General features: G+C 45.6%; 12 protein-coding genes. 7 read left to right on the plus strand and 5 right to left on the minus strand.

Translation table 11 applies throughout. The features are described from left to right. Window positions 1-28 precede the first annotated feature (28 nt). The 3 genes from ACOCLE_RS25840 to ACOCLE_RS25850 all read left to right on the plus strand — a co-directional run bounded on the left by ACOCLE_RS25840 (window position 29) and on the right by ACOCLE_RS25850 (window position 3,637). Window positions 29-355 (plus strand): GIY-YIG nuclease family protein, encoded by a 327-nt coding sequence (locus tag ACOCLE_RS25840; RefSeq protein ID WP_419534857.1) that lies wholly within the window; start codon window positions 29-31, stop codon window positions 353-355. A 350-nt stretch (window positions 356-705) separates the two neighbouring features. Next, entirely contained in the window at window positions 706-2,421 is a 1,716-nt protein-coding gene (locus ACOCLE_RS25845) for an AMP-binding protein (protein ID WP_419534858.1), read from the plus strand. A gap of 784 nt (window positions 2,422-3,205) precedes the next feature. Further along, entirely contained in the window at window positions 3,206-3,637 is a 432-nt protein-coding gene (locus ACOCLE_RS25850) for a hypothetical protein (protein WP_419534859.1), read from the plus strand. Window positions 3,638-3,707: 70 nt separating this feature from the next. Here ACOCLE_RS25850 and ACOCLE_RS25855 read toward each other — a convergent pair whose 3' ends face one another. Continuing rightward, on the minus strand, window positions 3,708-4,442 hold the full coding sequence (locus ACOCLE_RS25855; RefSeq protein WP_419534860.1) for a DsbA family protein: 735 nt from the start codon (window positions 4,440-4,442) through the stop codon (window positions 3,708-3,710). Window positions 4,443-4,883: 441 nt separating this feature from the next. Between ACOCLE_RS25855 and ACOCLE_RS25860 the strand changes: the two genes are divergently transcribed. Further along, window positions 4,884-5,177, plus strand: a complete 294-nt coding sequence (locus ACOCLE_RS25860) for a hypothetical protein (protein WP_419534861.1) — start codon at window positions 4,884-4,886, stop codon at window positions 5,175-5,177. A 210-nt stretch (window positions 5,178-5,387) separates the two neighbouring features. On the opposite strand, the gene ACOCLE_RS25865 is transcribed toward ACOCLE_RS25860, so the two are convergent. From ACOCLE_RS25865 to ACOCLE_RS25875, 3 genes are all read right to left on the minus strand, one after another. Beyond that, window positions 5,388-7,307 (minus strand): DUF1302 domain-containing protein, encoded by a 1,920-nt coding sequence (locus ACOCLE_RS25865; RefSeq protein WP_419534862.1) that lies wholly within the window; start codon window positions 7,305-7,307, stop codon window positions 5,388-5,390. 477 nt (window positions 7,308-7,784) lie between these two features. Further along, entirely contained in the window at window positions 7,785-8,936 is a 1,152-nt protein-coding gene (locus tag ACOCLE_RS25870; RefSeq protein WP_419534863.1) for an SO2930 family diheme c-type cytochrome, read from the minus strand. Between the two features lie 183 nt (window positions 8,937-9,119). Further along, the gene (locus ACOCLE_RS25875; RefSeq protein ID WP_419534864.1) at window positions 9,120-10,361 is read right to left on the minus strand and encodes a parallel beta-helix domain-containing protein; all 1,242 of its coding nucleotides are present in this window, start codon (window positions 10,359-10,361) and stop codon (window positions 9,120-9,122) included. 359 nt (window positions 10,362-10,720) lie between these two features. On the opposite strand from ACOCLE_RS25875, the gene ACOCLE_RS25880 reads away from it, so the two are divergent. Beyond that, window positions 10,721-11,764 carry a transposase gene (locus ACOCLE_RS25880; RefSeq protein WP_419533005.1) on the plus strand — a complete coding sequence of 348 codons (1,044 nt, stop codon included), beginning with the start codon at window positions 10,721-10,723 and terminating at the stop codon, window positions 11,762-11,764. Between the two features lie 79 nt (window positions 11,765-11,843). Here the strand turns inward: ACOCLE_RS25880 and ACOCLE_RS25885 are convergent, their stop codons facing one another. Beyond that, the gene (locus tag ACOCLE_RS25885; RefSeq protein WP_419534865.1) at window positions 11,844-13,025 is read right to left on the minus strand and encodes a helix-turn-helix domain-containing protein; all 1,182 of its coding nucleotides are present in this window, start codon (window positions 13,023-13,025) and stop codon (window positions 11,844-11,846) included. Window positions 13,026-13,154: 129 nt separating this feature from the next. Here ACOCLE_RS25885 and tnpC point away from each other — a divergent pair, with 129 nt between their 5' ends. Further along, the gene (tnpC, locus tag ACOCLE_RS25890) at window positions 13,155-14,660 is read left to right on the plus strand and encodes an IS66 family transposase (protein ID WP_419532963.1); all 1,506 of its coding nucleotides are present in this window, start codon (window positions 13,155-13,157) and stop codon (window positions 14,658-14,660) included. Between the two features lie 42 nt (window positions 14,661-14,702). Next, window positions 14,703-15,317, plus strand: coding sequence for a hypothetical protein (locus ACOCLE_RS25895; RefSeq protein ID WP_419534866.1), 615 nt, complete (start codon window positions 14,703-14,705; stop codon window positions 15,315-15,317). Window positions 15,318-15,363 lie beyond the last annotated feature (46 nt).

A 15,363-nucleotide genomic window follows, 5' to 3' on the forward strand; every position in this document is an offset into this window, starting at 1 on the left:
CACAGCTTCAGTGCTATAAAAGTCATTCGTGATCGTTCAGGAAGAGCAAAGAATGTCGGATGGATGTTGGGTCGTTTATATTATTCTAGCTAGTGACAATACACTCTATACTGGAATTACTACTGATATTGAACGACGTTGGCGTCAGCATTGCAGTGCCGTCAGGGGCGCTAAATATTTCAGGGGGCGGAAGCCTAAAGAGCTGGTTTATCTTGAAGATGCCCACGATCGCTCATCTGCCAGCCGAAGGGAAGCCGCTATCAAGAAGTTAACTCGATCACAAAAGCTGGGTTTGATTTCTTCACACCAGAATTGTTGTGAGCTTTGGTCTGGAAAGTTATTTGCGACTGTTTAGCTCATGAAATACCTTGCCAGCTACCTCATTTCTACAGTGTAGACGTGCTCTATTCTCTTTGTGTCTTTATTGCCTCTATGGCACGTCTTTTCTCGCCTCAAGAAAATCACAGGTGTGGAAGTCAGTTAAGGGAAAACACGAGCCTTACTTCTTGACCCTTCTGAGAGGTTTATGGCTTTTTAGAACAAAAAGAAGCATAAAGTATCATTTTGGGTTCAAGGTTGAACGTTTAGATAGTATGATTCACAAAAAATGAATGAAGCAGGAAGGATCTTTGTAAGACACAGGGTAGATAAATACTACTGTTTCATTGCCTTCGGATAACAACAAAAAATAAATATGAGGTGTTCATGGAAGCCAGTTTTTGGGATGGCAAGCGTGCCCCCGGTGTTGCTGACCAAATTGATCTTGAAAAGTTCAAAAACCTGGGTGAAGTCATTGAACATGCAGTCCATAAATACGGCGACCGGCCAGCTTATACCAGCATGGGTAAAACGGTTTCCTTCAACGAAATAGACAGGCTTAGTACACAGTTTGCTGCCTATATTCAGAACCATACGACACTGAAGCCTGGTGACAGTATTGCGATTCAGCTGCCGAACCTTATTCAGTATCCCGTTGTCGTTTATGGCGCAATTAAGGCCGGCCTTATCATTGTCAATACAAACCCTCTCTACACTGCCAGGGAGATGAAGCATCAGTTTACAGACTCAGGAGCGAAGGCACTGGTCTGTCTGAATGTTGTAGGCCATCTGGTAGAGGAAATCATTCAGGATACGCCAATAAAGCATCTGATTGTCACTGAGTTGGCGGATCTGCTTCCCTGGCCGAAAAGATCGCTGATTAATCTTGCCGTAAAGCACGTCAAGAAGATGGTTCCCTCTTACAAGCTGCCACAGGCACTGGGCTTCAATCAGGCCATGAAACTGGGTGCCAAAGCCCAGTTCAGTAAACCTCTACCTCCGAATCCTGATGATGTGGCAGTGCTTCAGTACACAGGTGGAACGACAGGGGTAGCCAAGGGGGCTATGCTGACTCAACGCAACTTGGTCAGTAATGTGCTGCAGACGGCCAGCGTGTTGTCTCAGACGGATGATAATGGTGTTCCACTGGCAAAACCGGATGGAAATACAGCGATTGCGCCCCTGCCTCTTTATCATATTTATGCTTTCACAGTGCATCTGATGGCATTCTTTCAGCTGGGTGGGCACAGTGTTTTGATTGCCAACCCTCGGGATATGGATACGTTTGTTAAGGCTTTGAAGCCCCACAAGATGAATATCTTTATTGGCTTGAATACGTTGTTTGTTGGCTTGATGAATCATCCAGAGTTCAAAGACCTCGACTTTTCCGAACTGCAGCTGACTATGTCGGGTGGTACCGCTCTTCAGGCTGCGGTGGCTAACCGGTGGAAAGGTATGACAGGATGTACCATTTCTGAGGGTTATGGCCTTTCTGAAACTTCACCTGTGGTCTCTCTTAACCCCGCTGGCAGTTACTCAAAACTGGGGACAGTCGGCTTGCCTATGTCCAGTACGGCTCTGAAAACCATTGATGACGAAGGTAATGAGTTGTTGTTGGGAGAGCGTGGGGAGCTTTGTGTCAAAGGACCTCAGGTGATGAAAGGGTATTGGAAGCGCCCTGAAGCTACGGCTGAAGTAATTGATGATGAAGGCTGGTTCAAAACCGGAGATGTGGCCATTATTGATGAAGAGGGTTACGTGAGAATCGTAGACCGGGTTAAGGATATGGTGCTGGTCTCAGGCTTTAATGTCTATCCCAACGAAGTCGAAGACATTGTCTCCAAACATGATAAAGTGCAAAACTGTGCAGTTATTGGGGTTCCTGATGAGAAAACCGGTGAGGCTGTCAAACTCTTTATCATTCCCGGAGACAAGAGCTTAACGGCAGAGGAAGTGAATGAGTACTGTCGGCTCAACCTGACTGCTTATAAGGTGCCAAAACAGGTTGAGTTTCGTGACGTACTGCCAATGACTCCTGTTGGTAAGATTTTGCGTAAGGACCTCCGTGCAGAAGAGATGCAGAAACGGGAAGCTGCCTCCTGATTAATCTTACCTTCAAAGCCCCATTATTCTACTGGGGCTTTGAAATGACTTAAGTACTTAGATGGTTTGGCATTTATTACTTTCTTTTATTTTTTGATTTTAGCAGGTGTTTTATTAAATCTTATTAATTGATTATTGGTTTACTTTGTTTTTTTAATGAACAGTTTTTTAAAAAATGTCAGTATTATTTTTCAAGAGTCATAACTTGGTTATCATATTTTATGCCAACTGAGAAATAAGTTGTTACATAAAAGTGGAATAAATTTAGAGCATATATTTTGCTATGATATACCGCTTTTATACATGCTAATTACGTATATAACGGTTTTTTTTGGCGTATTTAAAAATATGACGTAAACTAAGATTCTAGGTTTTTCATTTTCCAATCTAAAAATCTAGTTCTTCGATTAGCTTAGTGAGACTGGTTTTTTATGTCGGTGGTACCTTGATCTTTAATACGAAGTCCTTGGCGGTTTCCCATTTTTTTATGCGGTTTTCTATATTGGTTGTTAATCTTTAATGGATCACTCTAGGCTCATATTGTCAAACCAGTGTTCTCACCACTTACTCCAAATTACGTTACCATGTGTACGGGAGTTATATGAGATGATGATCAGAGAAAGTGTTTCGTGAAAGATACTGAGATATTATGCGCATTCGTTTTTCTTCAGAAGGTGCGGAATTCTCTCTATTTACAGGCAGAGGCGTCAATGTTAAGTTTTTCCATAAATTATTGAATTCAACTTTTAATTGACATTTCTATTGGTTAGATTGGTTTCAAACAATGAATATTTTTGATGAAGCGCTCAGTGTTCTGAAGTCTAAAGTTCAGGTTCGTAAGCTGTTCCATGATATGCATGCTGAAGATCTCCAGCGAGTCATTGGCCGTATTGAAGCGATTTACGAAGAGAAGCTGATGGCTCAAATGGAGGTTGAAGAAGAGCAGGCCCGTAAGAAAGACGCTTTAGATGAAGTCGTTAAACAGATGAAAGAGCTTGGGCTATCTCTGGGTGATATCAAAGGTCTGGTTGATGATAAGAGCAGTGATGGGCGTAAAGGCAAGACTCGTCAGCGTTACTTATTCCGTTATGAAAGTGTCGATGGTGCATCTGTTGATTGGGAGGGAGCCACAACTGGCCGTATCCCAGCTGACTTCTCGGCCTATCTTGAGCGTACTGGTAAAGATCGTAAAGCCTGTATTGTTTCTGAGCTATAACTGGCTTTAAAAAAAGGCCCTTTTCTGAAAAGGGCCTTATATATTCTCTATAACAGAGATTCTTAAATTTTTATTTTCTTTTCAGACGCTTTTCAATCATCTTCTTCAGCTCATCTTCATTAGTAAATCCTCCAACAACTTCATCAGGAAAAACCAATGCAGGTGTGCCAGTTATACCAAGACTTTGGGCCAGCATGATGTTTCTATCCAACTGCTGATTGATGTCATCATCTATTGCTTTTTTTAATTCTTCAAGGTTCAGGCCCTGTGCTTTTACAATGCTGGCAATGGAGTCTGAGTCATGACGTGCTGGATGCGTTATAAGCTGTTTGTGCAGTGACAGATAGCTTTCGTTACTTTTCGCTTTAGCGGCGAGAGAGATAGCAGCTGCTTCTCTCGAACTTGGTCCCAGTATAGGAAGATCTTTGTAGATGATTCTTATCTCTGGATAGGCTTTTACCAGCGCTTCCAGTACAGGGTCTTGCTGCTTACAGAAACCGCAGTTTACATCGCCAAAGTAAACGATACTGAGTTTTGGCTTGATGGCGCCAGAAAATGGGTCGTTACTATTCTCAAAAAGTTCCGCCTGACTACTGGCTAACGTAGAGCTTTGAGCCTTGACTCTGGTGGCTTCCTCTCTTTTTTTGAGCTCATTGACCACCTCAATAAAGATTTCAGGGTTTTCGAGCAATGCCTCACGAACTAGCTCTTTAACTTGCTGTTGTTGCTCTTGATCCAGTGATGCCGCTTGACTGCTGAGTGGAAGTATCAATGCCGTTGCAGCAATGGCCAGAAGTTTTTTCATGAATAACGTCCAATGTAATTAATGGTTGTTAGAGCTATTTTTGTAGATCATACCATTTTTGAAAAGGCCTGATGGAATGGGACCCATTATCTTAATGTAATAATATTGTAAGAAATAATATTTTAATTCTGATTTATAACTAAAAATTGAGTTAATGATGAGTAAATCACAGAACTAACGGGCGGTTTGTTGCTGCGGGTCAAGTGATACTGGGTAAAGGCTGCGTATCGTGGGTAATGAAAGGTCGTGTCAAGACCATTGAAGTGCCTGAAAAGACAGAATATCGGTATCGACCAGTGAAAACTGAAAAGCTAAATATACTTTATTACAGGCGTTGTTATTGGTGTCCCTGATGAGTTTTCGGGAAAAATCGATAGCCTGCTAAATGATTACTGATGAGGCCGATAACAACAGTTCCTTAAACGTTTATAAAGGACTGAAATGATGAAAGTAATTGCTGTTGCTGTAGCGGGAATGTTGCTGGCCGGAAGTGTTCAGGCTGCTGAAAGTGGTTCAGATAATGAGAAACAGGGGCTGGTCTGCTATTCAATGGGCAGTACCTCGGTTGTGCAACAAGATACCAATGCGTTGCCTTCTGCCCAGGGTGATATGTCTCCAAACCTGTCGGTAAATGTTACGCCTACTTTCTATATCTCAAGTGCTCGTGATTTCAAAGAATGTCGTAAAATTGCTTCGGAAAAAGGCGCTCGGGTGATTATTGACCCAAATGCCTGATATATATTTGAACCTCAAGGGCTTTAAATTCACAAAAATCAAAATGATTGTTTTGCTTTTGAGCTTCATTCGGGTTCGGTTCTGTTGATTGGTTTCTGGAGAGACTGATGGCAGAGGATGTGAAAAAGCCGGTTACCTTCATCAGGTACCGGCTTTTTTTAAGGTTGCTTTTAGCTAATGATTTACCCTGGTTGTAGGAGCTAACTGGGCTTAGAAGGTGTAACCAACCGTTCCGGTAATGGTGCCTTTACGCAGAACGTTGTCGGCATCCCCACCCCAGGTGACTTTAGCCATCATATCGTCGTACTTGGCGGTCAGACCCATATTGATCTTCTTCTCGCCTTCTTCAAAACGACCGGTCATATGGGAATTACCATCAACGTCGTGAGTAAAACGGAAAGTAGATTCCAGATTTAGGCCAGGCATGGCTACATCGTTCCAGTTGGCGCCGAGCATAACGTTGTAACCCCAGCTGAAGCGGTCCAGGCGCTCATCAGCATTTTCAGAAACATCTTCCCCTGCCCAGTCGCTTGAGCCTTTCGCAACGTACCGTTCGTAGTTATCTAAGCCGGAAACTTGCTGGAATGCAGCTTCCCCAACAACGTACATCAGGTCTGTTCCAAGAACCGCACCAAAAGGTTGAATGACGGAGAGAGAAGCATCCCACATTGGTGTGCGTTCATAGTTAGCAAACCATTCATCTGGACTTGCTGTTTTTGATGGGTCAGCTTGGGATGCATCATAGTCCTGCCCTTGGCCTATACTTCCTGTCCCTAGAGTAGCTTTTGTGAGCAGATCTTCCGGGTGATCTACCCAAATTGGAGCGTTTTCACGGTATGTTAGCTCTCCGGCTATTTGCGTATAACCCCAAATTTTAGTGTGGAAACTTGCCCCCCATACCTTTATATCTTCAGGATAAACCACCTTGGCATAAGTGCCATTTGAGAGCATATGGAGCGCAGCTATGCTCCCCGCTAGTGCTTGACGTGTTGGGTCATTGGGGTCTGTCGAGATATTATCCAAGAACGCGTCAACAGTCGGATCCATCGGAGCTGGAGTGAGTCCTGCAAGTACGAGACCATTTGCAGCATCACTGGAGCTTACATAGGCATCAATAAAAGGGAGACTAGAGTGATAATTTGCATAATACAAAGCAAACTCTGTATCAGGCATTGACTCTGGATTAATTGTAAATCGTAGACCCCACTGACCTGAGTCTTTGGCACTATCAACACCTGATACGTCTGCTACTACTGCGTAGTCACCTGTATGATTTATTCCCGCAGCATCTAGAACTGCATCTGGTGCCGAATCTAGGCTAAAGGATGCTAAATCGTAGTGTGCGAAATCAGATCCTGGAACAAAAATATCTTCACCTGAACCATAGGTACCACGGCCAGGCATAATTGAGCGATCCCAGTCATACTGTACAAAGCCGGATAGAGTCATCTGATCATTAAACTGAAGATCAGCCATAACCATTCCTTGAGCCAGGTTCAAGTCCCCATCTGAACCAGGAACGGTGGATAACGCCATATCGTAGGCGTTCAAATCCATCATGCCGCCGCCGTAGAAAATGGTTTCCCCCCAGTTATGGGTTTGGTCACCCAGCTTCAGGCTGAGCTTCTGGCCACCATCAAACTGCCAGTCGGCAAAAATATAAGCGCTTTGCAGTTTAACGCCACGACCCTGATTGTCTTTGACTTCATCGGACCAGCCTGGAAATGTACCGCTCTCATCAAAGAGACCTTTAGCAACGTCAGCGTCGTTATTTTCCTGCCAGTGGTTGGTGCCATTCATTAGGACATGATCGTAATAGGCAGTGGCGCGACCGAAGAAGCCGTAGTTGTCTTTTTTCACATCCAATTCGGAGGTAACTTTCAGCGCTTTGCTGACAAAGCCTCTTTTAAATGAACGATCACCATCATTTTCCAACTGTTCGTTGGAGTCTGGTGTTTCGTAACCTTCAAGATCGTACTTGGCACCCAGAGTGATAGTGGTGTTGAGGGTTCCCTGTACTTCTCCATCCATTGCCTCAAACTCGAAAGCCTGGGCAGAAGCAGAGAGAAGTAGTGTGCCCGTTAACATAAAGCCAGCGGTAGCTGGTGCGAGCTGCAGTCGATTCAACATGAGGGGCTGTATCCTTGCCGTTTATTATTAGAGTTATTTTGTCTACCAATGGATTAATCTAACTGCGCTATTGCGCTGATAACCCGGGTTCCAGTACAGCCTTGGATCCCTTGGTAATAGTCCCCACTATGACCAGTTATTTCGTCTGAACTTGAACCGGAGTTCGCAATGTTTACGACGATGGTTAGAAATTATCCTTGGTATTATTGTTATTGTTTTGTGTTTCGGCCTGTCTATTTGTACTAAAGTGCATATTGGTATGCAAGAAATTTATACCCTGTTTTTTAAACTTCCTCCTGAATCATTTTTTCCCTGTTTTACAGGGTTTTTCTTCATATCAGAATGAGCTGTCTGGTTGTCACACATGATGTGACAACCTGGTTTGAGTTCTTGTTTTAATGAGCTTTGTGCTCTTTTTGCGATTCCTCGTTCCCACGAGGTTGTGGGAGCGAGAGCATTTATCGGTATTAAAAATAATCAGTAACTGTAACCTCCACCCGCACAGGGGGTATCGTCAGAGTCCATCTGATTGATCCACTCACTGACCAGCGCTACACCTTTGGTGTGGCTGAGTGATCGACCCAGTTCCGGCATCATTTCGCCGGGCTCCAGAGTCTCCATTCGATAGGTCAGGATGGATTGCTCTGCATGGCCCGGCAAGATATCCACAGGCCGGTTGCCTGCCCCTTTACCTGCTGCAATGGGGCGTTTACACAAACCAAGGGTGGCATCCAGTGGTGTATCCATGGTTAAGAACAGTCCACTGGTTCTTGCTGCACCTTTTGGGTTATGGCAGTGGCTGCAATTGGCATCCAGGTAGCTGCGTGCTCGATGAGCCAGGGTTTCGTCAGGTCTGCCATTAGGCCACAGGGCATTTTGTGATGCACTTTTGACGTCATCCAAACCCGTGAGCAGGCCAGCTTTTATCAGGTGTGTCAGCTGGTTTTCTTCTCCGTAGGCATAGGTAAAGTTCCGGTTAAGGTGACGAATCTTTGGACCCAGGGGTTTTACTGCTTGTCGACTGTCGTCTTCTGCATGACAGCCGGCACACTGGTTGGCATCGGGAATGATGTAGGCAAACGGCTTTTCCTCTGTTGAGCCATCAATGCCAGTGACAGTTAACTGCATACTGTCACCAGCCCACTCCAGTACCGCATCCGTCTGCTGCTCATTCCAGACATAGGGTAGGGCAACCCAGCCATCTTCCTGATGGACAAGCAGGCGGGTTTCAACCAATCGCACCTTGTCCAGTGGCAGGCCTTTTTCGGGTGAAAAGAGTGATTTTTCGCCTTCCGAAGCCTGAAGCGTAGCGCCATTGGCAACCGGATAATAAAAGGTTTTGCTGATGACGGTTCCTACGGGATACTGAATCTCATCATCCACAACGCTGGCCTGCTGTCCCTGGGGAATCCAGAGCGTTCTCAACTTGCTGGCGTAATCGGTAAACAACGGTGTGTTTAATTCATAGGGAACCACCGTGTCCGCCAGTTCCATTGAATTGCCATTGATGGACAAAATCTGCCACTGGCTGAGATTATCCGGGTAGTTATCTCCCGAGGTCATCAGCAGAGGTTGTGACTTTTCACCACAGCCTGCTAATACCAGAGCCATCAGCCATACTGCGAACACCCGAAGAGGCTGTCGTAAAAGGGCTGCGCTTGACAATCCGGCGTTAAAAAACGGCTCAAAATGCTCATTTACTACTTGTAAACTGCGCTTACTCGCCATTTTTTGCCTTGTCTTGCCTGCGCTCGCTACCTTTTCCGAGACCCTCTTGATCAAGGCAGGTACCCTGATAACAGCAACCATAAATCAACCCTCGTCTTTTGTTATCAGCGATTCGGGCAGAGAAATAGCTGCCAGCTTGGGCAGTGAGCAACGGTGCGGAGCAATGTCTGTACTGATATTGCTGAAGTTATTACCCGCATCCACGTTTACAACGCCACTTTCCCCGTTGTCAATACACAGTGCCGGAGTCTTGCTCTTTGGGTTGACGATGCCATCCCAGAGCACATCAGGAAGACTGCCACTGAAGCCAAACTCAGCGATCTTCAGAGCTTTCAGTTCTATCCGGTCAGGGCTGTCACCACCGCCTTCGAACCGGTTACCGTAGACATAGATACCTTCAGGGTAGGGGTCGAAGTCTTCGGCCAGTTTGTAGTCCGACTCGTAACCCGCGGTGTAATAACTGCTGACAATGACGTTGGCAGTTTTGTTGTCTTTGATGTCGTTGTTGAATATTTCAACATTGTCGTTTGAGTTGATCAGGACACCAGAGCCGGCTGGAACCGCAGCAACGGCTGTGCCAGGGGTGCCGAAGTTTTCGTAGTTATTGGCATAGATCTGGTTTTCATAAATACGGGTGGTATGTCCTGGCTGCTTCAGGTAAGGCATATTGAAGACCAGCACGCCGCCAGTATTGTTAGTCGCTACATTGCCATAGACATCAGCACCGATGGTGTTTTCAATTTCAATACCGGCCACATTATATTCAGCACGGTTGTTGCGAACGATGACATTTCTGGACTGGCCAACATAGATGCCGGCATCGGATGCGCCAATGGCCACCGAGTCTTCGATCAGTGTGTTCTCGGTCTGTACCGGGTAAAGGCCGTAGGCACCGTTGGCATTATCAGGACCGTTGGTCCATTCAACCCGCACCCGGCGGATAACAATGTTTTCCCCCTGGTTAACTTTGAGGGCATCGCCTTTGGTATCTTCGATGGCCAGATCTTCCACGACAAAGTCGCTGGCATTCACCAGCAGGCCTTCTGCACCGGCAACCTGTCCTTTAAAGGAAAGGATGGTTTTATCCATACCGGCACCTCGGATGGTTACTCCATCTACATTCAGAGAGAGGCTGCGGTCAATACTGTAGGTACCTTCTGGTAACTCAATGACATCACCGGGTTTTGCCTTGATCAGTTTTGCCTGAAGGTCTTTTCGGAAGTTTTTGGCGGCTTCAGTGGTCTGGACTGCTTCCTGAGCATCCTGACCACAGGCCGACAGCAGTAAAGCAGTGGCAGTGACTGCCAGTACAGAACGGATTTTCAAAGGGGGTGTCCTCATTCTTATTGTTCTTATAGAGAGTTGTATAAGTAAGCAAAACGCGAGGTTAAATTAACTCAGTGGGATGTAGGGAATCTGACTAGAAATGGTAAAAATGCACCTGATTTTAAAATCAGTCAGTAAATTTCAAAATTGGTAAGTTCGATAGAGGCCTTGATATACCAAGGGAATTCCTATGTTTCTTACTGGATTCGGGCTATTACAGGCGGTTGGCGGTCTTGAGCAAGGGGAAAAAAAGCTTATAGGCTGCTTCGTGTAACAACCGTTAATTATGGTAATAGGACTTTCGCATTGACAGGCAGCTGTAAAAATTGCTAGATCAGCAAAAAATAGCGGATGTCGTCGTGCGTAGAAAGATAACAAGACCTACAACAGCTGGGTGTGATTTGCCGAAATATACAGGGTTTCTATTGTGTGAGCCGAAATCAGCAACCTGTACTCGCCTTAGTGAGATCGGAGATATGTCACACCACAGCGTTAACCGTTTTCTACAACGTGAAGACTTTGCTCCCAATGACCTTTTCATGGAAGTAGCCGCAAGGCTGATTCTTGATGGGGGCACGCTATCGGTTGATGATACGGTGCTGGATAAGCCGTACAGTAACTACACGGCATTCATCGGCTATCATTACTCGGGCAAGCATCATAAAGCCGTCAAGGGCATTAATCTCATAACGCTCTATTACACCGATATCAAAGGCTATAGCCTTCCTGTCAATTTCCGTATCTATGACTCTGCGGACGGAAAGTCCAAAAATGATTATTTTCTCGAGATGCTGAAAGAAGTACTTGTATGGGGCTTACGACCTGCATTTGTTACGGGGGATTCCTGGTATAGCAGTGCCGCAAACCTGAAGACTGTGAAAAACAACGGTCTGGGTTTTATGTTTGCCGTTAAAAGCAACCGTACTGTTTCTATCCAAAAGGGTGACTACCAACAAGTGCAGAGCCTGGAGATTCCTGAAGAGGGAATAACCGTTTGGCTACGTAATTTTGGTTCTGTGCGTTTGTACCGGACGCGGCTAAAAAACGAGCTGCGCCATTACGTCGTCTACACACCCCATGCTGGATCAGAGGTATCACCACAGGTAGGCTTTAATGAACTTCACCTGCACCATTGGGCGATCGAAGAGTATCACCGGGCGCTGAAACAACTCTGCAGTATTGAGCGCTTTCAGGTGAGAGGAAAGCAGCAGGTCAGGAACCATATTTTTGCCTCTATCTTTGGGTATGCCTGCCTTCAGGCCAAGAAAGTATCTGAATCTCTCAGTAGCATCTATCGCGTTAAGAATGATGCGCTCAAGGATGCTATTTGGGACTTCATTAAGAGCTTCTCTGATGGTAAAGACTGGCTGAGACCATCTTTTATCAGAGCTGTCAATGCGTAAGTTCTAGGTAATTAAAAAATAGATTCCTTCGTGTCTTAGTGACTTTATGTTTCAAGTCTTGTGTAGGCCGTGGGCACATTTATACAGAGTGGTCACGTAGGGAATCCTGTTGGAGATTGTACTCTTTTCGGTATTGGCTGGGTGTCTTTTCCGTTCTCTCCTTAAAAGCCCGGTTGAAAGCACTGAGTGATCGAAAACCGACATCAAGTGCTATGGTCAAAACGGGTAGCTGGCAGTCTTGCTGAGATACCAGTCGACGACAGGCTTCCTGAATTCGATAACCATTGAGGAAATCGTTGAAGTTTCGATACCCCATCTGCTGATTGATCAGTTGTCGCAGTCGGTACTCCTGAATATCCATGGCTTCAGCCAGGTCACTGATGGTGATGCCTTCCTGTCGATAGAGTTTCTGATCTTCCATCATCCCTTTCAGCTTATCAGTCCACAGGTTACCTGGTTCAGTCTCTGGTTCACTGGTGACTTCCTGAGTTTGTTCTGTCTGATTATTCAAGGCTGTTTCTGGCGCAGGACTCTGCACCAATCCGGCTTCGGAGAACAACAGGCCTGAACGAAATTTCAGTAAGCGGCCATAAAAGGCAAAAAGAAACAGAGCTAAAAGGACAGGTTGAGCCAGCTTAAATGCCGGTGGGCCGCCATTGAAGAACTGTTCCATGGTGACGACAACGGCAATATAAAAACCAACACTGCCTAACAGCCAGACCCTTAACTCACGACGGGATTCCACCAGGTCGTCCCGCATGCTACGGATAACGGTTGTGAGTGCATGGGCGATCAGGACAAATTCCAGCCATTGCGGCAGATGGAACATCAGCCAGCTGAATATAAAAGAGGTATCGAGGCTGAATAGATGGGCGCCAACCTTACCAATGGCAGGAGAGAAAATAATAAAGAAGGGGATGGCCAGCGTTTTTCTATTCAGACGAAAACCATCGTCAAATAGCAAGAGGCAAACCATCCAGAATAATGTGGGGATCATATTGCGGAAGGCGGTACAGAGCCAGATTAGCCAGAAGTTTTCAGTGGACGCTTCCGCGATAGGGAGTAAAAGGTAACCAATAAGGCTCACCTGCAACATGGCAAAGCACAGCGCACGGCAGTCACGTATTCCTGGTAACACCTGGAATAGTGTCATCATCGCCAGCGAGAGGCTGAAAAATGTGGCGGCAATTTGGTAGTCAGGCATCCTGATCCCCGATCTTCCGGCTTTTTTCTTATTTTGTCGTTGATAACTATTTGTCATCAACCCTTCATAATCGCTATGGTATACGCATAATAAATTTGTAACTATTCAGCACCCTTCATATAAATCTGGAATTTTCTGATTTTTCGACCATCATCTTATACTCAATTTTTCTAACAAATCTCCAGTATGGAACCAGACTTCCCAGCTACTCCGTTTACCGAAGCTCTCCTTAAAGAGAATGAAGAGCTTCGGACCGAGAATGCGCTTTTACGGGAACGTTGCAGCGAACTGGAAGAAAGGGTTAATAAAAACAGTCAAAACAGTAGTAAGCCACCATCGTCAGATGGTTATCAAAAGCCCAGTAAAAAAGGGAGTGATAAAGGTGATACATCTTCCAAAGAAGCCCCCTGCTCCTCACAGGAAACACCGAACCCCAAAAGCCTTAGACCATCTTCAGGCAATAAACCAGGTGGCCAGAAAGGTCATCAAGGCTCTTGTTTGAGACGTGTCGCCTTACCCGATTATGTCAGGCATCTGAAGGTTGAAAAATGTTGCTGTTGCCAGTCTTCGCTTATCGATATTAAACCCACCAAATACATTGAGCGACAGGTTTTTGATCCAGGTAGACCCGGAGAATTTGAAGTTACCGCGTACTGGGCAGACGTTAAAGTATGTCCTTGTGGTAAACGGAACACCGCTGAGTTTCCCCAAGGAGTGAAAGCCGCTGCTCAATACGGAGAAGTGACTCAGGCAATGGCTGTTCATTTAAACCAGTATCACTTCATCCCATATCACCGGGTGTCTGAGTATTTCAATACTATTTATTGCATGAGTGTCAGCGCAGGCTCTGTTGCCAATTTTGTTGCCTATACCCATGAGAACCTGGCCTCTACTGAGCAGAGTATCCGCGATGCTTTACAAGAAAGTCCGGTTGCAGGAGCGGATGAAACTGGCATGCGGGTTGACGGTTCACTGTGGTGGTTACACATTATGCGAGATGACCAATGGACGCTTTACTACCTCTCAGAAAGGCGAGGTTGTGAAGCAATGGATGCAATGGGCATCCTGCTGACTTTTGCAGGCATTCTGGTTCACGATCATTGGAAGTCCTACTTTGCCTATGCGGCAGTGCATGTGCTTTGTAATGCCCATCATCTGAGAGAGCTTCAGGGAGTTGTCGATAGGGATGCGAATAAGCTGGCTCTGCGGCTGATGAAATTGCTTACGCTCTCCTGGCACTTCTGCAAGAAATACAAAGCAGCCGGTCTGACTCAAATGCCTGGTGCAATACAGCTTCGCATTGAGACGATATACGACCAAATCCTTCAAAGGGCTCTCACGAAGGAAACCGCTTATATGGAAAAACAACGACAGGTGCTTGGACGTAAGAAGGTCAGGAATACCAAGGCCTACAACCTGTTCAAAAGGCTTATTGAGTTTAAGGTTGAAACGTTGCGCTTCATGTCGGACTTTTCAATTCCCTTCGATAACAATGGCAGTGAACGTGATGCCAGGATGGCCAAACTTAAGCAGAAGATCTCAGGCTGCTTCAGAAGCGAAGACGGAGGTACCATGTTTACCCGAATCCGAAGCTATTTATCATCTGCTAAAAAGCAGGGGTTGAACATATTTCAGGCGCTTCTTAAAGCGGTTCGAAATTACAACAATACGCCTTTGCTGGGTGCTGAATAGTTACATAAATTTAATAAAAACTATATGTTACAGAGCCTGCTTATGCGTACCTTATGCTTTCTAATCTCTTTGCTGATATCTGCCCAGGCATTTTCCTGGTCCAACCACACTCTGGTTAGTCATCAGCTACTGGCTACACTTCCACAGGTTCGGGACTCTGCTCCGGTGAAAGTTGAAAGTCTGGAAAGCTTTCTGCTGGCCAATGAGAAGGCTCTGGAAGTTTTTCTGGATCAGCAGGAGCAATGGATGCAGAACAATTTATGGCACTATGCTCCGCGTCCGCAGGATCTGGCATTCAAAGCAACGGGTAGCAAAGACGATATCCGAACCCGCTTTGCCCATGCCATTCGTGTAAACCCGAATACCAAATGGCCTTTGTATTTACAGCTTCTTCCTGGGGAAAAACGGCTGTCTCCACTCATTAAGCCTGGTTCGGTCAGTACGCTGAAAAATTTTGATCATCTGGTTTCTGTGCAGCTGGTTCAGCTGAAACCAGGGGATAAGGCATCACCTGTTGATATCGTTACAACGGCCACGGATGAACCTGATCATGGACTGGATATAGGCCTCTTTACTGACAGTAATACCGATTATGGCAAGATTTATGGGTTTGGAAAGCAGCCTTTCGGTAATCCAAACCTGGAGTACGGAACATAGGCGCCCTTTCACATGGGGTTTTACCATGAGTCTTCGATTCTTTATG

Source organism: Endozoicomonas sp., from assembly GCF_965196975.1.
Classification (GTDB): Bacteria; Pseudomonadota; Gammaproteobacteria; order Pseudomonadales; family Endozoicomonadaceae; genus Endozoicomonas.